This is a genomic window from Hydrogenimonas thermophila (assembly GCF_900115615.1).
In the GTDB taxonomy this organism is placed as follows: domain Bacteria; phylum Campylobacterota; class Campylobacteria; order Campylobacterales; family Hydrogenimonadaceae; genus Hydrogenimonas; species Hydrogenimonas thermophila.
In genome coordinates, this window is record NZ_FOXB01000019.1 from 21,209 (window position 1) to 42,461 (window position 21,253).

Consider the following 21,253-nt stretch of genomic DNA (forward strand, 5'->3'; position numbering starts at 1 on the left):
ATTTATGAAAAAAGTAGCAGTTGTTATTGGATTAATTACTCTTATTGTCGTCATATTTTTATCATTAGCTGATAAACCTCATCCAAAGATTGTCTTGCTTGGTAACAGTTCTCATCAGCCTGTTGATTTCTTGCCAAAAGCATACCAGTGTAGTGCCTGTAAAATGCCTATTGAAAGCAAAAAGTATTCGGCAGAAGTAGTAGCACCAGATGGTAAAACCTGGTTTTTTGATGATGTAGGATGTTTAGGTGAATGGATTGCAGAACAAAAGTTTAAAGATAAAGCCATCATATGGGTATATACCATAGATACAAAATGCTGGATTGATGGAAGAAAAGCTTGGTACTCTGTCTTTGAAAATACACCTATGGGTTATGGATTTGGAGCTTATGAAAAAAGAGATAACAATATGATTGACTTTAAAACTATGGTTGAGAGAATGGTTAAAGGTGAAAATCTTACAAACCGAGAATATGCAAAAAAACTTTTGGAAATGAAAAATGGAAGCCGTTAATCTCATATCAATAGCAACAATAGCATTTTTGGGAGCATTTGGTCACTGCATCGGAATGTGTGGAGGAATAGTACTCGCTTATACAGGAGCAAAAGTAGATCCAAAATGGCACAGAAGCCACCAAGCTACTGCTCACCTGCTCTACTCTTTAGGACGCATAACAACTTATACAGTTATGGGTGCACTTTTTGGGTATCTTGGCAGTGTAGCTACTTTCAGTGGCTACACAGTAGGTGGACTTTTTCTTTTTGCAGGTTTTGTAATGATCCTAACCGGTCTCTCTATAATGGGTAAAGTAAAATTTTTAACTATCATAGAACACTCTATTATGAAAAGTGAATGGTATCAAAAAAGCTTTAGATCTATAATGGGTAACCAAACACTCTTTAGTTTCTATCTTCTAGGAATGATCAATGGTCTACTTCCTTGCGGTTTTGTCTACTTCTTTGCTGTTACTGCTGCAAGCACAATGAGTCCTTTATGGGGTGCAATAGTAATGCTGATTTTTGGTATCAGTACCATTCCTGCACTCTTTAGTCTTGGCTTTTTTACAGGCTTAATGCAAAAAGGTAAACTGCGTCAAACAATGATAACTATTGCTTCAATTGCTGTAATTATATATGGTCTTTTTATGATTTATGATGCATCTAAGTTTATTAGAAATCCTGAAAGAAGTTTACTGCACTGTTGTGATTAAAAAATATTCAAATAAAAGCCCCAAAAGGGGGCTTGAAAATTAGTGAAGATCAGGTTTTGGAGTTTTGTTAGTACTTGCAGGAAGTTCAGGGTAACGAATATATGGCTTTTTACCTGTTAAGCTCTTAAAGAATGCTTTAATTTTATCAGCCTCTTCATCTGTTATTTTTACACCAAGTTGAGTCTCACCCATTATCTTTATAGCCTCTTTAATATCCCATACTGCTCCATTATGAAAATATGGACGTGTTTGAAGAATATTTCGCAATGTTGGTGTTTTTACCAATCCGTTTTTATCTCCTTTGAAATCGCCTATATTTGCATACTTATATTTACCTACAGCTGGGAATGGCTGCATAGTTCCGCCTAATCCAACTCCATTATGACAACTTACGCACCCTTTGTCTATAAAGATTTTAAGTCCCTCTTTCTCTTTTTTACTTAATGCTTTATCACATCCATTAAGGAACTCATCAAAACGAGATGGTGTTACAAGTGTACGTTCAAAAACAGCTATAACATCTGCAACATCTTTAAATGTTGGTTTAAATTTAGGATCATTGTATGCGTGTTTAAATGCTTTTACATATGCAGGAATTGAGTTTACTACTTTTTCTACATGCTCTTTTGTTGCTGCCATTTCAGGAGCTGCTTGGATAGGTCCTTGTGCCTGATCTTCAAGATCTGGACTTCTTCCATCCCAAAACTGCTTTTGCATAAATACTGCATTATATACTGTTGGAGAGTTCAAGTGGTGTGGATTTTGTGTCCATTTATGACCAGTTGCAGCATCAACTCCATCAACTCCACCTGTTGCCAAATTATGGCAAGAGTTACAACTTATAAGTCCACTTTTACTCAATCTTGGATCAAAAAATAACTTTTTACCCAATTCAACTTTTTCATCTGTTATTGGGTTTTTAGGATTATCTATTAGTTTATAAAGTTCTATCTTATTTTCTGGAATAGCTTTTAGTCCAGTATTTTTTGCTTTTTCCAACAATCCTTCAGATGCAACTGCACTTAAACCAAATATAGTAGCAATACTATACACCGTTAATAATCGTTTCATTCCTACAACTCCTACTCATTTTTTAGAATTATAGCACTAAAAGATAAATTTTTTCCTTAAATAATTTTAGTTATTAAGAAAAATCTTTTAGCTAATAGATCCTTTTATCTGATCAATAAATTCTGTTATATCATCATGCAGAGCTACTAAATCTTCTTCATGTTCTACTTCATCTGCTAATATTTGACTTACTATATCATAAGTAACAATATCTTTTCCCTGTGTCATATTTGCCAATTGACTATAAATACTTATTGCGCACTGTTCTCCTTGTATTGCATCTTCTAAAATTTTAAGAACATCTGGTTCTGTAGGTGCTTTATATCCACATACACTCTTATCAAACCACTCCTTTGGATCGAGAATTGGTGTACCTCCTAGTTGAATAATTCTATCAGCAATAAGTCCGGCATGTCTTAACTCATCTGCTGCATGCTGTGTTAACTCTACAATTGCAGCATCTTTCATTATTCCTTTAATTACTTTACTTTCAATATAGTATTGATAGTAAGCCAACCACTCATCTGCATATGCTTGATTTAATAAACTTATTACTTTATCAATATCTAAGTCTTTAATAATTGATTTGCCTCTTATTGCCATTTAATATCCTTTTTTATTTATTATTCTTATCAGTCATTATTGGACATTCCTCCTTAAAAGAAAATTATTTTCTATAAAAAGCAAATATCTTAATCAAATTATTTGAAAAATAGGTGTATAAACTTTCAAAAATAAAGATTACGATAAAATAATGGAATCAACTATAGGGAGAATTTATGAAGAGTTCAGCTGAATTGTTAAAAGAACATCAATTAAAAGTAACACCTCAAAGACTGAAAATTATTAAAATGCTTGAAGAGTATGGTCATCTAAACGTTGATGAACTATATAATGAAATGTTAAAAGAGTTTCCAAGCGTATCATTAGCTACTATATATAAAAATATAAATCAAATGATTGATAGTGGAATCATACAAGAAGTAAAGCTTCCCCAAACCAAATCGGTTTACGAGCTCATAAAAGAACCTCATTTACATATGATTTGCAATATATGCCTTAATGTAGAAGATATTATAATAGGAACGGACAAAATCATAGAGGAAGCTGAAAAACTGAGCGGATATAAAATAGAAGATAGTTTTATGACACTTAGAGGAATTTGCCCTAGTTGTCAAAACCAAAGTTAATACTTTACCTCTATATAAGACAAGAGTCAGTTTTAATTTAAATAGTTTTAGCAAATCTCAAATCTATACCCAACTCCAATATCTGTAAATATAAATTTTTGATCTTTTTCAAGCTTTTTTCTTAATTCATTGGCTAGTTGTCTTAGAGGGTATGACTCTTTTATCTCATTTTCCCAAACATATGAGCAGATTGATTCAGTTGGGACAGTATGATTAACATTTTGCAGTAAAATAGTAAGGAGTCTTCTCTCTTTTTTTCTTAGTGGAACTATCTCATTATCTATTCTTAACTCTTCATACTCCATATTGTAAATTATATTTTCAGATATTTGAATTATCTCTTCTTTATCACTATTTTTATCTAATAAATTATTTATTCTTATCTCTAACTCTTTTAAATGAAAAGGTTTTTTTATATATTCATTGCAACCGTTATCGAATGCATCTATAAAATTATTGATCTCCAGTGAAGCTGTTATCATAATTATTGATACATTAGTATCTTTTTGTCTTATATATTTTACGATGTCAAGTCCACTTATGTTTGGTATATTGATATCTATAAGATACAAATCAAAATGATTCTCATCAATCAATTCAATTGCATCACTACCATCAAAAGAAGAGATAACTTCATAATTTAAAGATTCAAGGAAGTTTTTGATAGTTGTATTTAACTGTATGTCATCTTCAATTAATAAAACTTTCATACATTTTCCCATCAAGTAATTCATATATTTCATTAATAACTGTTCTATTAGACTCTAGCCACTCTTTAATTTTATCACTACTTATACCAAAATCAAGAATTGTATTAATTTGTGATAACAATATCTCAGTATAAGGATAGCTCTTTATTAAAACAGTTCTATTTTCTAAAATTCTCTCTTCTAGATCCATCAACTCAAGTAGCATACGACATTATAATAATTAAATGTCACATTAATGTAAGATCTTATAAAGAGTTAAAAATATAAATAAAAATATTTTGACCATCTTCATAGAAAACTTTGTAAGATATTTTATATTTTTCACAAATTACTTTAACCATATTTAGCCCTAATCCCAAACCTCTTTTAGACTCATTCTCTCTATAATTTTTTTCAAAAAGTCTATCTTTATTGGCTATAGGTTTTCCATAAGTTTTAAACTCCAACCTCACTTCATTATTTTTTTTAGTCAGGTTTATAGTTATTGGTTTATTAGTAAAGGCATATTTAATGCCATTTGATATGTTATTATCTATTAACCTTTCTAACTCTATTTGATTTATAGTTATAAATATATCTTCTTCTATATTTGCTTCAATCTCTTTATAATTAACCTTTGATATGGTAGAGAAAAATTTAATTCTCTCTTTTAGAATATTTGATATTGAAACTTTAGTAGGTTTGTACTCTATATGGTCATAAGAGATAACATATGCCAAATCTTCATATGAGTTTGTAAGCATATTTATAGATGCATTTATTTGATTGACAAAGTTAGATACTTTATCACTTTTAAGAGTTCTTTGTATCATTTCAGAGTTCATCATTATGTTTGTTAGTGGTGTTCTTATTTGATGTACTGTATCTGCTATGAATCTTTTATTCTCATTTAGTAACTCTTTATTTATCTCTATCTCTTTGTTTAGAGAGTCAAAAAGAGTGTTATACTTTTTTGCAATAATTGATAGTTCATCATTCGATGAAGAGATACTTTTATCATCTATAAGTCTCTTTTTTTCTATATTTTTAGTTATGACATCTATCTTATCTGTAAAACTTCTCTTTATAAATAGAAATACAAAAAACAAAAAAGTTAATAAAATAGAGATAGATAATAAAAAGATATTTGAAAATCTATTTAATGCTTCTATTTGTTCACTTATATCTACATCAACCCTTAAAACCAAATCGATAAATCCTCCAATATTACTCATATCTTCTTTAAAAATTGGAGTATAAACTATTACCTTATTCTCTTTTTGAAACTTAATTGTTCTCTTTTGCAAAATTGCATTTATCACAGGATCGTTAGAGTTACTCTCTATAGGAATTTTTTTTACTTCATTAATAAAATGTTGCTTATTTTCAATATTTTTGCTAAAAGCTGCTTCATGATAAAAGTATTCATTACTATTCTTTGCAATAAAGTATAATCTTATTTTATTTTTTGAATTGCTTTCTGCTGAAATGATCTCAATTCCATTATAAAAAAGATTATTATCAATAAATCCCAACTCTAAATATGTTTTATCATTAAGTTTAGAGTAGGTATATAGCTTATATCTTTTATCTATAAAATCGTTTGATGCAAATTTAGATACATAGATCTCACCATCTTGTGTAGTTTTATCTAAATAATATTTTGCATCAGGGGCGATAGATAAATTAAACCCTAAATCTCTTGGAAATGTAGTTTTAAAAATAGTATAGTTTTTGTCAATCAAATAAATTTGTATATTCAATCCATTTAAATTGAACATATCTTTGAGTTGTTGTTGTACTTTTAAGAGTGGAGTTTCCATATCTTTTTGAAAGATCTTCAATGCGGCTTTATGTATTTGGTAAAAGAGTTTTCTTTTTTGTTCAAACTTTTTATTTGCACTATTGATTGAGCTAAATACCTCTTTTTTATACAGTTGAACTTCATTTTCAACATACTTATCAATATCTTTTTGATACTGATTTTTGTAACTTATATATGTAAATGACAAAAATCCTAACAAAAAAAGCACTAAAATTATTTGTATAAGATATATCTTATGGGTTAGTTTCAAACTTATACCTTTTTTCTTATCAAAAATTATATTTTAAAGTATAAATCAAAGCCGAACAAAAAAGTGATAAATAACTTCAGTAAAAAGTAAAATTTTAGTAAAAATAATTAAAGTTATAGATTTAATAATATATTATGGTAGCATAATTTATTAAAAATTTACTGATTGATGTATTAGACAATTTAATGAAGATATAAGATAGTAAAATTAAGTAGAGATATCACAAACCCCACAGCTTGAAGTTTGTGAAAAGAAGTGGGGGGAATGATTACATCATTCCGCCCATGCCACCCATTCCGCCCATATCTGGCATTGGAGCAGCAGCTGGTTTATCTTCTTTTACTTCACTTACAGTTGCTTCAGTTGTTAGAAGTAGGCTTGCAACTGAAGTAGCATTTTGTAGTGCTACACGCTCAACTTTAACAGGGTCAATGATTCCTGCTTCGATCATATCTACATACTCGCCTGTAGCAGCGTTAAATCCAATATTTTCATTTTCAGCTGATTCAACACTGTTTACAACAACACCGCTATCGAATCCAGCGTTTTCAGCAATTTGCTTCATTGGTGCTTTAATAGCTCTCATAATGATGTCAGCACCGATCGCTTCATCCCCACAAAGATCAAGTTTAACTTTGCTTGCAGCACGAATTAGAGCTGCACCACCACCGATAACGATACCCTCTTCTACAGCTGCTTTAGTTGCAGAAAGTGCGTCATCAACACGATCTTTTTTCTCTTTCATCTCAGTTTCAGTTGCAGCACCAACTTTAATAACTGCAACACCACCGCTTAACTTAGCAAGACGCTCTTGCAATTTCTCTTTATCGTAATCGCTTGTAGTGTTTTCAATCTGAATTTTGATCTCTTTAATGCGTGCTTCAACAGCAGCTTTGTCACCTTTACCATCAACGATTGTTGTATTGTCTTTATCGATTACAACACGAGCTGCTTGTCCAAGATCAGCTACAGTTGCACTCTCTAAAGTTCGTCCAACCTCTTCGCTGATTACAGTACCACCTGTCAATGCTGCAATATCTTGAAGCATTGCTTTACGTCTGTCACCAAATCCTGGAGCTTTAACTGCTGCAATGTTTAGTACACCACGAAGTTTGTTAACAACTAGTGTTGCTAATGCTTCACCTTCAACATCTTCAGCAATGATTAGCAACGGTCGTCCACTTTGCTGAATTCCCTCAAGTACTGGTAAGATATCTTTTAGGTTTGTAATCTTCTTATCAGTCAATAGAATGTATGGATTATCCATTACAGTTTCCATACGTTCACTATCAGTGATGAAATATGGGCTTAGATATCCTCTATCAAACTGCATACCTTCAACAACTTCAAGCTCGTCAACGATACCTTTAGCCTCTTCAACAGTGATAACACCGTCTTTACCAACTTTTTCCATCGCTTCAGCGATCAAGTTACCTATTGTCTCATCAGAGTTTGCAGAAATTGTTGCAACTTGCGCTATCTCTTTTTTATCTTTAACCTCTTTTGCAATCTTTTTCAACTCATCAATGATTGCATTAGCAGCTTTGTCCATACCGCGTTTAACTTCAATTGGGTTAGCACCAGCAGTAATGTTTCGCAAACCTTCTTTAAAGATGCTGTATGCAAGTACTGTTGCAGTAGTTGTACCATCACCAGCTTCATCAGCTGTTTTGCTTGCAACCTCTTTAACAAGTTGAGCGCCCATATTTTCTATAGTATCTTTAAGCTCAATTTCGCGAGCAACACTTACACCGTCTTTAGTAATACTTGGTGCTCCAAAGCTTTTTTGAATAAGTACATTGCGACCTCTTGGTCCCATTGTAACTTTAACAGCATCTGCAAGTTTTTTTACACCCTCGAAAAGTTCGTTTCGAGCTACATCTGAAAAATGGATATCTTTAGCTGCCATATTTCACCTCCTCCTTATTTCATAATTCCGAGAATGTCGTCGCTGTTAAGAATCAACAACTCTTTTCCGTCAACAGTTATTTCAGTTCCGCTATATTTTCCAAATACAACAGTGTCACCTACGCTAATTTGACCTTCCTCTTCAACTTCAGGTCCAATAGCTAGAACTTTTGCTTCTTGAGGCTTCTCTTTAGCATTGTCCGGAATGATAATTCCAGAAGCAGTTTTTTGGGGTTCATCAACACGTTCTACCAGTACTCTGTTCGCGAGTGGTTTGAAACTCATTGACGCTCCTTTCATTTGGTTTTATATTTAGCAATTACTTTTTATAAGTGCCGAAATTTTATCCCATTTTTTTTTCTTTGTCAAGATATTTTTCAAAAATTTTAGTCAAATTAGTTTAAATCCTTTAGTCAACTAGACTAAATAATATAGCATACTATAGACTATTATGTTAACTGCTATAATATTCTGATATAATTTAAATCAAAAATATAAATGAGGTGATTTTATGAACTTTATAAAAACTTTAGTGATTCTTCTTCTTTTAATAATTGCAGCAATATATGGACTACTGTTTACTCCACAAGGAAATTCTTTATTAAAACCTATAATAGAAGATGAAATATCTAAGAAAGTTTCTATTCCGGTAAAACTAGATACTTTTATGCTTAATATAGAAAATTTTAAAATAGTTCTTACAATGAATGACAAATCATATATAGCAGCTAAAGGTTCTTTAAATATTTTGGCTCAAAGTTTGGAAGTTTTTTATGATATAAAGATTGATGAGCTCTCAAATCTAAAAAAACTGATAGGAAAAAAACTTAACGGTTCACTAAATACAAATGGTACTATTAAAGGCGATAGATATATCATTCATATAGATGGAAAAACCAATTTTGCAAACAGCGATACACTTTATCATATAGAACTAAAAGATTACGAACCTCAAAATATTAAAACTACAACAAAACATATGCAGATAGATAGACTGCTATATGCAATTAATCAACCGATTTACACAAATGGAACGGCTGATATTAAAGCTGAAATTAAAAGTCTTGAGCTTGAAAAACTTGATGGCTATGTTATTTCAAAAATAAGTGACAGCACTCTTAATCCAGAACCTTTTAAAAATGAATTCAATATCTCTATACCATCTGATATTACAATAAATGCAGATATAAATACAAAACTAAAAAATACAAAAGCAATTTCAAGTATAAATATTGCATCTACTATAAACAATCTTTCATCTAAAGTTTTCACATATGATCTAAAGAAAAACTCTATTAAAGCAGACTATAGTTTGGAAATACCTAACCTTGATAAACTATACTTCTTTACCAATAAACATTTGCAAGGAGATATTACAATCACAGGCAATGTAAAAAGAGCTGAAGATTTAATGCAATTAACAGGTCACACAGATACACTTGGCGGAGCAGTTGATTTTACATTAAAAAATGAAACACTCAAGGTAAATATTAAAAATATTCAAACTGTAGCACTTACTGATATGCTACTTTACCCACATATTTTTGATTCAAGAGCAAATGCAAAAATAGATTATGATGTAAATAGTAAAAAAGGAACTCTTCACGCTGAGCTATATGACGGACAAATTTTACCAAATGAACTGAGCTTCTTAATAAAACAGTTTACAAACTTTGATATTACAAAAGAAATTTATGAGCATACTGTTTTAGATACAAATATAGATAATAAACTTCTTCACTCAAATCTTCATATGAAAAGCAGATATACTGAAATAAGCACAAAAGATGCAATGATAGACTTAGAAAAAGAGACAATAGATACAAAACTTAATATAAATATCAAAAAGAGCATAATACCTGTATTATTGACTGGTTCATTAACCAAACCATCAATAAAAATAGAGAGCGATGAATTAATCAAAAAAAGAGCTATAAAAGAGATAGAAAAAAAACTACCAGAAGAGATTAAAAACTCTCCTCTAAAAAATTTGATAAAAAATCTCTTCTAACCCTTGACATCATTTACATTTTTGGCTAAAATACCGCTCCAGAAAGACAAGGAATGGCTGGGTAGCTCAGCTGGCTAGAGCGCTGGTCTCATAAGCCGGAGGTCGGGAGTTCAAGTCTCCCCCCCGCCACCATTTATTAACTCTTTACTCCCCCTAATCTACTTATATTCAGCAAGTATCTTAAAGTAAAACAAAATTTTTCAATAGCTTTTAAATTGGCATATTTTATTAGAAATTTCTCATTGAAAAGTTTCTCCTTTTCTTCTTTTTCCCACTGAGAAGAGTATCTAAAATTGAATTGGCGAAAGTAAAAATGCAGAAAAAAGAAGGAGGGAGAAAAGAGCTTCCAAGACTTATTGTCTATTTAAAAAACGTGTTCCTCCATTGTGTATGCCGTATATGAGATATGAGTAGGCATCTGAAAGATTAAAACCACTTGCTAAAAACATCTCTTTATTGCGCTTAATTAAAAAATCTGCTGCTTTTAACTTTGTTACAATGCCACCAGTTGCAAAAGAGCCATTAGGTGTACATTCAGCCTGAAGATCCTCTTTTGGTATTTCATGGACTACTTTCAATGGTTTTGCATCTTTGTGTTTATGCGGATCTTTATCATAATAACTATCTATATCTGACAAGATCACAAGAAGTTCTGCATCAAAATAGTAAGCTACGTGTGCTGAAAGCTGATCGTTGTCACCAAAAACCAGCTCTTCTGTAGCTGTTACATCATTTTCATTGATAATAGGCACAACACCTTGTTCAAGCAGCTTTTCTACAGCACACTTTGCATGGTAGGTTCGTTTTCTAGAATCAAAGTCATCTGCAGTTAAAAGTATTTGAGCTACTATGGTATTATGTTTTTCAAACTTTTTTTGATACATTGCTACTAATTTAGGCTGACCTATAGAAGCAAGTGCCTGCTTATTTGAAACAATTTTTTTATCAAGCTTGCACATAGTATACCCAGCGGCAACAGCCCCTGAACTTACAAGAATAACTTCAGTACCCTTCTCTTTAATCTTAGCTATAAGATCAACTAAAGCAGCCATTCTCTCTTTAGCTACACGGTTTTGCTCTGTTAAAACTGCACTACCGACTTTAATAACAATTCTGCGCATCAACTATTTTCCTATTATATCTGCTAATGCAAAAATAAGTGGTTGAATATTCACTTTTGAAACTGAAGATATCGGCATTACAAAAAGAGGATTTACCTTTTCGTCGCTCATATAGCCTAAATAGTTCTCATCTGCACTATACTTATTTAACCCATTATTTGGCTGTAATTTAAGTGCATCAAGAAGCTCTTTCATCTTCTCATTTGCTTCTTCAACTGTTATAGCATCAATTCTGGTCAAGGCAATAGCATAAGGGCGTTTAGCTAACTCTTCACTATAACGTTCTAGTTCATTTTGTAATGCTTCAAACTGTTGAGATACTTCACGATAGTTTGCTGCATCTATCATAAATAGAAGTGTTTTAGTACGCTCTATATGCTTTAAAAATTCAATTCCTAACCCTCTCCCATCGCTTGCTCCTTCAATAATACCAGGAATATCTGCCATTACAAATGATCTGTAATCATCTATTGCAACAACACCAAGCTTAGGAGTTAATGTAGTAAACTCATAGTTCGCTACTTCAGGATGAGCATTTGAAATTGTTGAAATGAGTGTAGACTTACCTACATTTGGAAAACCTACAAGACCTACATCGGCTATAAGTTTTAGCTCAAGTCTTACTTCACGTTCTTGACCTGGTTTTCCAGGCTGAGCATATGTTGGACGCTGATTGGTAGATGATTTGAAGTGAACATTTCCCAAACCACCTTTGCCTCCTTCAAGAAACTTAACTTTCTGACCATCTTCTGTAAGGTCTAAAAGAAGTTCACCTGTCTCTTTATCAATTACTTGTGTTCCTGGTGGAACTTTAACATAAAGAGACTCTCCTGTTTTTCCTGCACACTTTCTTGGCATACCTGGACGACCATTTTTCGCTTTTAAGTGTGTTTTACCCTTAAAATGAGAAAGTGTGTCTGTATTTTTGTCTACAACGAACCACACATCACCGCCACGACCGCCATCTCCACCATCTGGACCGCCTTTATTTACAAACTTTTCACGTCGAAACGATGAACACCCTTGACCGCCTTTTCCAGAGCTGAGCTTCAGTTCTACACTGTCTACAAACATATTATTGTTGCCTTAAAATTTTTTGATATAAAATATCAGATTTTTGTTAATTTGTCAAAGAGAATTAGAAGAAAAACGGCACTCTGAAAGTGCCGTTAAATTAAGTAGATTATGCAGGATAGACAGAAACTTTTTTGCGATGTTTATCTTTTCGCTCATACTTTACAACACCATCAATAAGTGCGTAAAGAGTATGATCTTTTCCCATTCCTACGTTGTTACCAGGATGAATTTTTGTACCACGTTGTCGGTAAATGATATTTCCTGCAACAACAGTTTGTCCGCCTATTTTTTTAACACCTAACCTACGACCCGCTGAATCACGGTTATTCTGGGTTGAGCCTTGACCTTTCTTGTGAGCCATAATTTTCTCCTTGCTTTATAAATCGGTAACCTAATCTTTTAGATCTGCTTACGCGATTTTTGTAATACGTACGCGAGTAAAATCTCGGCGGAAGCCGCGCTTAAGCTTGCTATCTTTACGACGTCGTTTTTTATAGATAATAATCTTTCTTTCACGACCTTCGTTTATAACTTCCGCTTCGACAACAGCGCCGTCAACATATGGAGTACCGATCTTAAGATCTCCATCATTGTCAACAGCCAATACTTCTTTAATCTCGATTTTGGCTTTTGGCTCAAGGCCCATGTAATCAAGGCAAAGAATATCGCCTTCACTGACCTTGTATTGCTTACCGCCATGCTTGATAATTGCTGTCATGCCGTGTCCTTTTATATTCGTCAAACGATTTTAGTGGCGAATTATACCTAGAATATATTTAAGATTAGTTTAATAGGTTTGTTTTTTTCAACCTGGAATTGGTGCTTCTACTAAAGCGATACACTCTATCTCTACCAATGCATTCTTTGGCAATGTTTTAACAGCTACTGTACTTCGTGCAGGTTTATGACCGTCAAACCACTTTTCATAAATAGCATTTACTGTTGCAAAATCATCCATATTGGCTAAAAAGATAGTTGTTTTTACAACATTTTGCAAACAGCTTCCTGCTGCTTCAAGAACTGCTTGCAGATTCTTCATAACCTGTTCAGTCTGTAACTCTATATTATCTTGAACCATTACACCACTTGGAGTAAGTGCAATTTGACCTGATGTAAATATAAAATCACCTACTTTCATTGCTTGTGAATATGGTCCAATTGCCTGAGGTGCATTATCTGTTTGAATTATTTTCATCAATTTATCTCCTTTTTTAATTTCGGTAACCTAAGTTTTTGGATGCGAGTATGCATACCAAAAACTTGCAAAAATCTAAGAGAGTGAAGCAGTTCACTCTCTTTTAACGCTATTTGCCCTTTTTAAATTTTTTTATTGCCATTACTAAATCACTCATATAGTCATTTGGTTCCCAATAGCCTACAGAAGGCTGCATTATCATCTTCTCATTTGGGGTTAAAAAAAATGTTGTAGGAACCATAGAGGATCTAATAAAATCAGGATAGTCTCCTTCTCCTCTATAAACTATCACAGGTACAAAAAATTTGTTGACATAATCAACAACTTTTGGATTTTGCAGTGTTCTATTCTCAAGTTTTCTACACCATCTGCAAGTATGAGAAACTAAAATTACAAGCATCGGTTTACCACTTTTTTTTGCTTCCTCTTTTGCCGCATTATAATTTGGCTGCCAATTAACCTCTGCCATAAGAAATGAAACCAGTGCAAAAACTGTAAAAACTATTCTCTTCATGTTTATCCTTCCATAAAATTAAAAGTTTTTTATAACTTCATCAAAGACTACTTTGAGAGCTTCTACCTCTTTTGACGTTGTTCTCTCATTTGGTGCATGTATAGTATCGTTTATAACTCCAAACTCAACAACATCAACACCAAATTCAGCTAAAAATCTAGCATCACTTGTACCACCAGCTGTAGAATACTTCGTATCTACACCTGTTATATTTTTTATTGCAGAGGTAATATCTTTTACAATTTTAGAGTTTTTGTCTGTCATAAATGGCTTAGCAGACTGACTCAAAGTCAATGTATAATTCATATCTTTGAAATATTTATCAACAAAGCTTTCTATATCCTCTTTTGAAGTTTTTGTATTGTTACGTACATTGAACATCATTTTAAGTTTACCAGGAGTTACATTTGTTACTTCCATACCCGCACGTATATCTGTTATGACAAATTTACTAGGAGCAAAAAACTCATCACCTGTATCAAGATTAACTCCTGCTATATGAGGCAATACTTGAGCTACTTTATGAATAGGATTCAAAGCTTTTTCAGGGTATGCAGCGTGTCCTTGTTTACCTATTTTTTCAATTACGCCGTTTATTGAACCTCTACGGCCTATTTTAATGGCATCTCCAAAAACCTCTTCACAGGTAGGTTCTGCAACTATTGCAAAATCAGGCAAGAAGTCTCTCTCTTTTAGGAACTTCAAAACCTCTATTGTCCCATATTTAGCATCACCCTCTTCATCACTTGTTAAAAGCAAAGAGAGAGTACCATTAAATATTTTCGCATCTTTACAGGCCTGTACAAAAGCAGCTACACCGCTCTTCATATCTTGAGCACCGCGAGCATAAATATAGCCATTTTCACACTTTGGAACAAATGGATTACTCTCCCACCCATCTCCAGGCGGAACAACATCTATATGACCGGCAAAACAGAGGTGCGGTCCATCTCCAAACTTTTTATATAAAAAAAGATTTTTTACATTTACTTTGTTAACCCACTCAGCTTCAAAGTCATCCAGATAATCTCTGATAAAAGTCAATGCACCTTCATCATTAGGTGTTACTGACGGGTAAGACAAAAGCTTTATAAAAAGTTCAATAGTATCTAGTCTTTGCACAAATAAACCTCTTAATGTTCAGGATTTTCATAAAAAATGTAAGGTGTAAAATTGCTTATTTCAAAATAGAGCTTTTTTTCACCATCATCTACTTTATAGTTAAAGTTTTTATCTATATAGCCATAACCATAACGATATTGGCGTGGTGTACCATCATCTGTACCCTTTGCAGTAGAAAGCTTATCTATTTTTATAAAACGCATTACCAGCTTTTCACCTTCATAAATATCTAAAACTCCATTTGTTCCAGTCCAATTTTGCATAGCACGCCCGATCTTATTTTGTGTCTCTTGAGTACACCCACTTAAGAGTAACATAACAGCAAAAAAACCTATAATAAACTTGTGCTTCATTCAGCACCTCATTTTTTATGTACATTATACCACGCTTCAAATTCATCTGTCGGTAATGGTTTAGAATAGATGTATCCTTGAATAAAATCACAACCATTATCTTTTAACCAATCAATTTGCTCTTGCTTTTCTACTCCTTCAGCTACTGTTTGCGCTTGTAGTTGTGTAGCCATATGAATTATAAATCTAACTATTTCAGCATTTCTTTCATCAATAAGGATTCTATCTATAAAGCTTTTATCAATCTTTAAAATATCAAAGTTAATCTGAGAAATTTCATGTAATGATGAATGAGCAACACCAAAATCATCAATCTCAATAGCAATACCAATTGATCTTGCATAATCAATAAAATCACGTACAACATCTGTCTTTTCAACCGTTGTTCTTTCAGTTATTTCAAGTGCAATAATATCACTGTTCAATCCATTTTTTAAAAGCATCTCTTGAAGATTAGGAAAAAATTCCGGATCTTCTATATCTGCAGCTGATATATTAACAGCAACACGTACATTAACACCTTTACTACGCCAAATTTTCTGCTGTAATAGAACTTTTTTTATAATGATTCTTGTAATTTGAGTAATAAGACCCAAATCTTCTGCTACTGAAATCATTAAATCTGGTCGAATAGGTTTGCCATCTTGATCATTTAGACGAATAAGTGCTTCACACTGCGTTACTTTGCCACTTGAAGAGTTGACAATTGGCTGATAATAGAGTTCAAAACTCTCTTCATTGATTGCTTTATGAATAGTTGATTCAAGCATTAAACGTGTACGTGACACTTCTTGCATCCAAGGTTCAAATTTAGTTATTGATCTACTGCTATTTCCAAAGTTCAATGCACTCATTCCAAGCTCATGTAGCGTTGTAGGGTCACTACAGTCTTCTGGTGTAGCAGCAATTCCTATGCGTAAAAAAATTGGAATTGAATGATTTTCATAAACTACACCTTCAGCTAACCGTTTTTGTATACGTTTAGCTATACCTTCCATACATTTTTTGTCAGCATTAATAACAAGTAGTGCAAATTTATCACCACCTAAATGATATAGTTTATCTTTTTTAGCTACACAAGACTTTATTACAGTAGCAGTTCTACATAATATTGAATTCCCTACGCTATACCCAAAATTAAGATTTACAGTAGAAAAATCTCGTATATTTATTACAGCTATTGCAGCTGGCTGTTTTAACGTTAATAATCTAGATTTTAAAGCATTTATATTAAGAATACCACATAAAGAGTCGTGATAACTAAGATATTTTAATCTTTCACGACTATTTAAATCACTAAGAGCAAAACCAATATTTCTACCAAGTGTTGTAAGCAATGGTATGAGTGTTTCATCAAACCAACCAGGTAAATCTGCATATATATTTAATGTCAGAATTTTATTCTTATCTGAATCTATATTAATTGCAGCTGAAGAGAAAAATTTTCTTTTAATCATCTCTTCACGCCAAGGTTTAATATTTTCATTTGTTCTTGTATCAGTATTTAAACTTATATCTCTTTTTTTAGATGCTACTTCTCCTGTTGGTCCCAAACTTGTTAATAATTCTTGATTAAGTGTAATAGTAATATCACTTGCATATGTCTCATCGTATGGATAAGAGTATAATGGAACTATTTTATCTTGCTCCAAATCTGCTTTTCCTATCCAAGCATAACAACAAAAACCGCTATCAACCAATACTTTACATATATATTTAAATAGTAAACTTTCACTTTTAGCTCTAAGCATACCCTCATTTGCTTTTGCCAAAGCATTATGTGCAAATTGCCAGATTTTTTCGCGAGTTGAGTCTCTCCAAAAACCAGCTAACTCTTTTACGCCATTATTATTTTCTAGTATTACTATTTGCTCATTTATCCAAATATATGTTCCATCTTTTCTGAGAATTCTATATTGACTTTGAAACTTTTCATTTTTTATAAACTTCTCTTTTCGTTTATTAATACACTCTTTATCATCTGGATGTACATGCTGATACCACCAATTTTGCTGTGATTTTACTTCTTCTGGTGTAAAACCTGTCAACTCTTCTATAGCATTTGAAATATAATAAAACTTTTCTCCTTCTTTAGTAATAGTAACATGATAAGCAACTACAGGCAGGTACCTCTGTAACAATGTAAGCTCAAATTCAGCCCACCTCAACTCTGTCATATCAATAAATGTTATTATTCCAGCAGGTTTACCATTGTATTCAATTGTATCTGAAACAGCAAATACATGTAATGTCTGTCCATTTACATATAATTCAGTATTATATGACTTTCTACCTTCTATGCCTTTAATACGATTTTTCATTAAAAGATACAGCTGTTTTTTTGTCTTCTCATCTATATGTTTTGCTAAAAAATCAACCGGCTTAACTTTATGCATACTTTTTATATCTAACGAAAGATGTTCCAATGCATACTGGTTTGCATAAACTATATTAGGCTGATAAATAACTACACCAGCAGGAATATGATCAAGAATCCAGTCAAGCATATTTTTTTGTTGACGAAGCTCATAAGCAGCAGAACTGACTGCATCTGCAAGATCTTGAAGTTCAGGTTCACTGAAATTTGGCAAATCAAGTTTATTATTTTCAGGTAAATTATAAACTTCTTGACTTAATTGTCTTAACTTATTACCAATTGGTTTAATGATAATAAAATATATGACACTGAAAAAAAGAACAGTAAGTACAAATATATTTACTATATCAGGAAGTAATGTATAGTTTCCCTCCCATATTTCAAAAAGCAAAGTTCCTAAAATCAGAAGAATTGAATAGATTAATATAAACTTCTTTGAAATACTCATACATACTGCCTTAACTCGTTTACTAAAAGAACGTTTATAGAGTTATTATAAAGTTTATAGTATTAAATAAAGATTACATAAAAAATAAATATACTGTTTTACTTCGCTATAAATTTTGATAAAATAAATTTTTAAATAAAAGGACGGTAATGCATAGCTTTCTTTCAATAAAATCAAACTTTAATTATTTTATTTCACAACCGCATCAGCCATTTTTTCTTATGGGTATTTTTTGGGCTGTTGTAAATATGTTAATTTTTTTTCTTGGTTATAAAGGTATAATTTCTCTTCAATATAACATAACTTCTTTTCATGTATATTCAATAATTTTTATAGTATTCAGTCACTTTTTCCTTGGCTTTTTACTAACAACTTTTCCAAGATTTTGTATGACTCAACCAATACCACAAGCCGTTTATACAAAAATATTTATACTTTATGAGGTTGGTTCACTGCTATTTGTAAGTGGTTCACTAATATCTTTACTGCTAACTATATTTGGTATATTCATAATAATTTTAGGTCATATATTATCTATTATAAAATTTAGAAACATCTATTTAGTTGGTAACTCACCAGATAAAACTGATTCATTTTGGCTGCTAGTAGCCAATACCGCAGGAGTTATTTCTCATATACTATTTTTTCTAGGGATGATCCTTTATAACATTAATTCTGTAATTCAAAATTTAACTATTGGAATTGGGGTTTATCTGTACTTAATATTTTTAACATTTGTTGTTGCCCAAAGGATGATTCCATTTTTTAGTCATGTCACTGTAAATAAAACTAAAAACTTTATTCTTATAGTATTTTTGCTTCTTATAGTTAAAACTTTTACATTTTCATTTGAACTCAAACTTCTTGATATTATAATTACACTAATACTTGCAATATTTTTAACAAGAGAATTTTTACGATGGAAGCTTCCAATCTTTACTTCACCTGCAATCTTATGGGTTTTACATTTAGGACTTTTTTGGCTTCCAGCAGGTCTGTTTATAGATGCCATAAGCACCTTAGCAGAATTTTGGTTAGAAACATCATTTATGTTTGCAGGAATGCATTTAATTACTATAGGTTTTATAACTACTATTCTCATAGGATTTGGAACACGTGTAACATTAGGTCATTCAGGGCAAGTTCCACATGCAGATAAAATATCTATAACTCTATTTTGGCTAACAGAAGTAGTTGTTTTAGTACGTTTTTTTTACTCTTTAGGAATGGGTTTAGGATTAAATCTATTCTGGCTTTTTGATATAGCAGCAGTATTGTGGATAATTCTATTTACTTCTTGGGGAATAAAATTTGGACCAACACTATATAAAGGAAAATAGATTTTTCTGCACTCAAATTCAATATTATCTAGAAACTTTTTTGTAAATTATTATTCACCCTAAAATAAATAATTGTAATGTTAAAAATGACATGCACAATTAAAACACAAAAAAATTATATATTATAAATCAGATTATCTAAAAGAGGAAAGGTTTATTAGGGAATTATAATGAATAAAGAGAACTTTTATAAAGTATCATATGAATCACAAATAGAAAAAACATCATTAACAATATGGGCTAATCAAAAGCCAAATCCTCTAAAATTATCACAGACAATTCCTAAAAATCTATCTTGTGTAGAGATTAATAATGTACCTGGTGCTTTTCATATACATAATCTCTTTTCTCTTGAAGAGTGCCAAAACTTTATAGATTTAGCTGAAAATTTGGGATACCAACGAGAGTCAGAAGTTTCTGAATCAAAAGAAATTTGTAAAAGTGATAATCTTACATGGATCATTGACAATGATACTGAACGTATAATATGGAATCGATGTAAAGACCTTATAGAAAATATGAAATACCTATTTGAAAATCGTAAACCATTAGGATTAAATGCAAAATTTCGCTTTTGTCGTTACAATAAAGGTGATTATTTAAAGTTTCATACAGATAGTGCTTGCCCTGGAAGACGTGTAATAAATAAATATTTAATTGCTAATGCGTATCCTGATAGATATAGTGAAATGACATTTTTAATCTTTTTGAATGAAGATTATGAAGGTGGTGCAACACGTTTTCTTGTTGATAAAACAACATTAACTCAGAAAGAAAGTGATGTATGTTCTATAATAGAAGTAGATATTCATACACCAGCTGGTTCTGTACTCTGTTTTCCACATGGATTTCATCCCCTCCACTGGATCTATAGTTTTGAACCGGTTTTGAGAGGAAGAAAATATATTATTCGCACGGATGTTTTATTTAAACTTGATTAGAATAAATATAATCAGAGGATATATTTTATCCCTCTGATAATCCAGCCTCTTCTTGATACTTTTGCATCAATCCTCTAATTTCATTTATATATGCAGGTATAACACCTTCTCCTTGACTCCAATTGACTTGAACATCTGGTCCGTAAGGTGCACCCATTTCCTCTATTTTTTCCATATATTCATCAATTGAATCACACACTACACTCATACCTGTATCAGTATTAGTTAACTCTATATACCAACCTCCAAGAGGTTTTGCCTTTATTACAGATTCAAATACCATTTTTTCTCCTCCTATAATACATTTATAACTTCTCATCACTCAAAAGAGGATGAAAAAGTTATAAAAGTTGTGTTAGCATAAAGACAGTTGTGTTAGCTGCTTTTTGCAATTCACAGTCAATGGCACAAATTAAAGATCTGTTTGTCCTTGTCAGAAGATGACCCAACAAAGCCTATCTAATTTGGGCTAGCTAACTCACCTATGAAACGCTATTGGAGAGCTTATGTTCTACCGTTCTATAGAGTTAGGAGGCTGTGAGCACAACCCAAATATCAAGCAATCAAGAAGGAGTTATGTTTTATGTACTATGTTGGCATAGATATTGCA

Annotated in this window: 23 protein-coding genes and 1 tRNA gene; 7 read left to right on the top strand and 17 right to left on the bottom strand. The window is 31.9% G+C overall.

All coding sequences use genetic code 11. The annotated features are described in order from the left end of the window. Window positions 1-4: 4 nt before the first annotated feature. Window positions 5-514: a hypothetical protein gene (locus BM227_RS07205; protein ID WP_092912534.1), complete on the top strand. Its 510-nt coding sequence runs from the start codon at window positions 5-7 to the stop codon at window positions 512-514. Beyond that, the gene (locus tag BM227_RS07210; RefSeq protein ID WP_092912536.1) at window positions 501-1,211 is read left to right on the top strand and encodes a sulfite exporter TauE/SafE family protein; all 711 of its coding nucleotides are present in this window, start codon (window positions 501-503) and stop codon (window positions 1,209-1,211) included. The genes BM227_RS07205 and BM227_RS07210 overlap by 14 nt, the downstream gene beginning before the upstream one ends. Window positions 1,212-1,250: 39 nt before the next feature. Here BM227_RS07210 and BM227_RS07215 read toward each other — a convergent pair whose 3' ends face one another. Both BM227_RS07215 and BM227_RS07220 read right to left on the bottom strand, forming a co-directional pair. Then, window positions 1,251-2,282: a cytochrome-c peroxidase gene (locus tag BM227_RS07215; protein WP_092912538.1), complete on the bottom strand. Its 1,032-nt coding sequence runs from the start codon at window positions 2,280-2,282 to the stop codon at window positions 1,251-1,253. An 87-nt stretch (window positions 2,283-2,369) separates the two neighbouring features. Next, window positions 2,370-2,885: a ferritin-like domain-containing protein gene (locus tag BM227_RS07220; RefSeq protein ID WP_092912540.1), complete on the bottom strand. Its 516-nt coding sequence runs from the start codon at window positions 2,883-2,885 to the stop codon at window positions 2,370-2,372. A gap of 176 nt (window positions 2,886-3,061) precedes the next feature. Between BM227_RS07220 and BM227_RS07225 the strand changes: the two genes are divergently transcribed. Next, window positions 3,062-3,472: a Fur family transcriptional regulator gene (locus tag BM227_RS07225; RefSeq protein WP_092912542.1), complete on the top strand. Its 411-nt coding sequence runs from the start codon at window positions 3,062-3,064 to the stop codon at window positions 3,470-3,472. Window positions 3,473-3,519: 47 nt separating this feature from the next. Here BM227_RS07225 and BM227_RS07230 read toward each other — a convergent pair whose 3' ends face one another. The 5 genes from BM227_RS07230 to groES all read right to left on the bottom strand — a co-directional run bounded on the left by BM227_RS07230 (window position 3,520) and on the right by groES (window position 8,429). Then, the gene (locus tag BM227_RS07230) at window positions 3,520-4,182 is read right to left on the bottom strand and encodes a response regulator transcription factor (protein WP_177202015.1); all 663 of its coding nucleotides are present in this window, start codon (window positions 4,180-4,182) and stop codon (window positions 3,520-3,522) included. Beyond that, the gene (locus BM227_RS07235; protein ID WP_092912546.1) at window positions 4,163-4,387 is read right to left on the bottom strand and encodes a hypothetical protein; all 225 of its coding nucleotides are present in this window, start codon (window positions 4,385-4,387) and stop codon (window positions 4,163-4,165) included. The genes BM227_RS07230 and BM227_RS07235 overlap by 20 nt, the downstream gene beginning before the upstream one ends. A gap of 40 nt (window positions 4,388-4,427) precedes the next feature. Further along, window positions 4,428-6,194, bottom strand: coding sequence for a sensor histidine kinase (locus BM227_RS07240; RefSeq protein ID WP_143089713.1), 1,767 nt, complete (start codon window positions 6,192-6,194; stop codon window positions 4,428-4,430). Between the two features lie 310 nt (window positions 6,195-6,504). Continuing rightward, a complete protein-coding gene (groL, locus tag BM227_RS07245) occupies window positions 6,505-8,145 on the bottom strand; it encodes a chaperonin GroEL (RefSeq protein WP_092912550.1) in 1,641 nt (546 codons plus the stop codon). A gap of 14 nt (window positions 8,146-8,159) precedes the next feature. Next, window positions 8,160-8,429, bottom strand: coding sequence for a co-chaperone GroES (gene groES / locus BM227_RS07250; RefSeq protein ID WP_092912551.1), 270 nt, complete (start codon window positions 8,427-8,429; stop codon window positions 8,160-8,162). A gap of 226 nt (window positions 8,430-8,655) precedes the next feature. Between groES and BM227_RS07255 the strand changes: the two genes are divergently transcribed. Both BM227_RS07255 and BM227_RS07260 read left to right on the top strand, forming a co-directional pair. Beyond that, window positions 8,656-10,155 carry a hypothetical protein gene (locus BM227_RS07255; protein ID WP_092912553.1) on the top strand — a complete coding sequence of 500 codons (1,500 nt, stop codon included), beginning with the start codon at window positions 8,656-8,658 and terminating at the stop codon, window positions 10,153-10,155. Window positions 10,156-10,210: 55 nt separating this feature from the next. Continuing rightward, a tRNA-Met gene (locus BM227_RS07260) sits at window positions 10,211-10,287 on the top strand. Between the two features lie 221 nt (window positions 10,288-10,508). Here the strand turns inward: BM227_RS07260 and proB are convergent. From proB to BM227_RS07305, 9 genes are all read right to left on the bottom strand, one after another. Continuing rightward, window positions 10,509-11,276, bottom strand: coding sequence for a glutamate 5-kinase (gene proB, locus BM227_RS07265; protein ID WP_092912580.1), 768 nt, complete (start codon window positions 11,274-11,276; stop codon window positions 10,509-10,511). A gap of 3 nt (window positions 11,277-11,279) precedes the next feature. Further along, a complete protein-coding gene (gene obgE, locus BM227_RS07270; protein WP_092912555.1) occupies window positions 11,280-12,350 on the bottom strand; it encodes a GTPase ObgE in 1,071 nt (356 codons plus the stop codon). 109 nt (window positions 12,351-12,459) lie between these two features. Continuing rightward, window positions 12,460-12,714, bottom strand: a complete 255-nt coding sequence (rpmA, locus tag BM227_RS07275) for a 50S ribosomal protein L27 (protein ID WP_092912557.1) — start codon at window positions 12,712-12,714, stop codon at window positions 12,460-12,462. A gap of 48 nt (window positions 12,715-12,762) precedes the next feature. Continuing rightward, window positions 12,763-13,071 (bottom strand): 50S ribosomal protein L21, encoded by a 309-nt coding sequence (gene rplU / locus BM227_RS07280; RefSeq protein ID WP_092912559.1) that lies wholly within the window; start codon window positions 13,069-13,071, stop codon window positions 12,763-12,765. Window positions 13,072-13,158: 87 nt separating this feature from the next. Continuing rightward, entirely contained in the window at window positions 13,159-13,548 is a 390-nt protein-coding gene (locus BM227_RS07285) for a RidA family protein (RefSeq protein ID WP_092912561.1), read from the bottom strand. Between the two features lie 109 nt (window positions 13,549-13,657). Further along, window positions 13,658-14,062: a thioredoxin family protein gene (locus BM227_RS07290; RefSeq protein WP_092912563.1), complete on the bottom strand. Its 405-nt coding sequence runs from the start codon at window positions 14,060-14,062 to the stop codon at window positions 13,658-13,660. Window positions 14,063-14,080: 18 nt separating this feature from the next. Beyond that, the gene (dapE, locus tag BM227_RS07295) at window positions 14,081-15,184 is read right to left on the bottom strand and encodes a succinyl-diaminopimelate desuccinylase (protein WP_092912565.1); all 1,104 of its coding nucleotides are present in this window, start codon (window positions 15,182-15,184) and stop codon (window positions 14,081-14,083) included. Window positions 15,185-15,195: 11 nt separating this feature from the next. Further along, window positions 15,196-15,537, bottom strand: a complete 342-nt coding sequence (locus BM227_RS07300; RefSeq protein ID WP_092912566.1) for a hypothetical protein — start codon at window positions 15,535-15,537, stop codon at window positions 15,196-15,198. A gap of 8 nt (window positions 15,538-15,545) precedes the next feature. Then, a complete protein-coding gene (locus BM227_RS07305; protein ID WP_092912568.1) occupies window positions 15,546-18,362 on the bottom strand; it encodes a bifunctional diguanylate cyclase/phosphodiesterase in 2,817 nt (938 codons plus the stop codon). Window positions 18,363-18,511: 149 nt separating this feature from the next. Here BM227_RS07305 and BM227_RS07310 point away from each other — a divergent pair, with 149 nt between their 5' ends. Together BM227_RS07310 and BM227_RS07315 are read left to right on the top strand one after the other, a co-directional pair. Then, window positions 18,512-19,702 carry an NnrS family protein gene (locus BM227_RS07310; RefSeq protein ID WP_092912569.1) on the top strand — a complete coding sequence of 397 codons (1,191 nt, stop codon included), beginning with the start codon at window positions 18,512-18,514 and terminating at the stop codon, window positions 19,700-19,702. A 170-nt stretch (window positions 19,703-19,872) separates the two neighbouring features. Next, window positions 19,873-20,643, top strand: a complete 771-nt coding sequence (locus BM227_RS07315; RefSeq protein ID WP_092912571.1) for a 2OG-Fe(II) oxygenase family protein — start codon at window positions 19,873-19,875, stop codon at window positions 20,641-20,643. Window positions 20,644-20,668: 25 nt separating this feature from the next. Here the strand turns inward: BM227_RS07315 and BM227_RS07320 are convergent, their stop codons facing one another. Then, on the bottom strand, window positions 20,669-20,926 hold the full coding sequence (locus BM227_RS07320) for a hypothetical protein (protein WP_092912572.1): 258 nt from the start codon (window positions 20,924-20,926) through the stop codon (window positions 20,669-20,671). Between the last annotated feature and the right edge of the window lie 327 nt (window positions 20,927-21,253).

Coding starts and splice junctions, on each gene's coding strand:
- BM227_RS07205 (WP_092912534.1), top strand. CDS start 5: ATGAAAAAAGTAGCAGTTGTTATTGGATTAATTACTCTTATTGTCGTC.
- BM227_RS07210 (WP_092912536.1), top strand. CDS start 501: ATGGAAGCCGTTAATCTCATATCAATAGCAACAATAGCATTTTTGGGA.
- BM227_RS07215 (WP_092912538.1), bottom strand. CDS start 2,282: ATGAAACGATTATTAACGGTGTATAGTATTGCTACTATATTTGGTTTA.
- BM227_RS07220 (WP_092912540.1), bottom strand. CDS start 2,885: ATGGCAATAAGAGGCAAATCAATTATTAAAGACTTAGATATTGATAAA.
- BM227_RS07225 (WP_092912542.1), top strand. CDS start 3,062: ATGAAGAGTTCAGCTGAATTGTTAAAAGAACATCAATTAAAAGTAACA.
- BM227_RS07230 (WP_177202015.1), bottom strand. CDS start 4,182: ATGAAAGTTTTATTAATTGAAGATGACATACAGTTAAATACAACTATC.
- BM227_RS07235 (WP_092912546.1), bottom strand. CDS start 4,387: ATGCTACTTGAGTTGATGGATCTAGAAGAGAGAATTTTAGAAAATAGA.
- groL (WP_092912550.1), bottom strand. CDS start 8,145: ATGGCAGCTAAAGATATCCATTTTTCAGATGTAGCTCGAAACGAACTT.
- groES (WP_092912551.1), bottom strand. CDS start 8,429: ATGAGTTTCAAACCACTCGCGAACAGAGTACTGGTAGAACGTGTTGAT.
- BM227_RS07255 (WP_092912553.1), top strand. CDS start 8,656: ATGAACTTTATAAAAACTTTAGTGATTCTTCTTCTTTTAATAATTGCA.
- proB (WP_092912580.1), bottom strand. CDS start 11,276: ATGCGCAGAATTGTTATTAAAGTCGGTAGTGCAGTTTTAACAGAGCAA.
- obgE (WP_092912555.1), bottom strand. CDS start 12,350: ATGTTTGTAGACAGTGTAGAACTGAAGCTCAGCTCTGGAAAAGGCGGT.
- rpmA (WP_092912557.1), bottom strand. CDS start 12,714: ATGGCTCACAAGAAAGGTCAAGGCTCAACCCAGAATAACCGTGATTCA.
- rplU (WP_092912559.1), bottom strand. CDS start 13,071: ATGACAGCAATTATCAAGCATGGCGGTAAGCAATACAAGGTCAGTGAA.
- BM227_RS07285 (WP_092912561.1), bottom strand. CDS start 13,548: ATGAAAATAATTCAAACAGATAATGCACCTCAGGCAATTGGACCATAT.
- BM227_RS07290 (WP_092912563.1), bottom strand. CDS start 14,062: ATGAAGAGAATAGTTTTTACAGTTTTTGCACTGGTTTCATTTCTTATG.
- BM227_RS07300 (WP_092912566.1), bottom strand. CDS start 15,537: ATGAAGCACAAGTTTATTATAGGTTTTTTTGCTGTTATGTTACTCTTA.
- BM227_RS07305 (WP_092912568.1), bottom strand. CDS start 18,362: ATGAGTATTTCAAAGAAGTTTATATTAATCTATTCAATTCTTCTGATT.
- BM227_RS07310 (WP_092912569.1), top strand. CDS start 18,512: ATGCATAGCTTTCTTTCAATAAAATCAAACTTTAATTATTTTATTTCA.
- BM227_RS07315 (WP_092912571.1), top strand. CDS start 19,873: ATGAATAAAGAGAACTTTTATAAAGTATCATATGAATCACAAATAGAA.
- BM227_RS07320 (WP_092912572.1), bottom strand. CDS start 20,926: ATGGTATTTGAATCTGTAATAAAGGCAAAACCTCTTGGAGGTTGGTAT.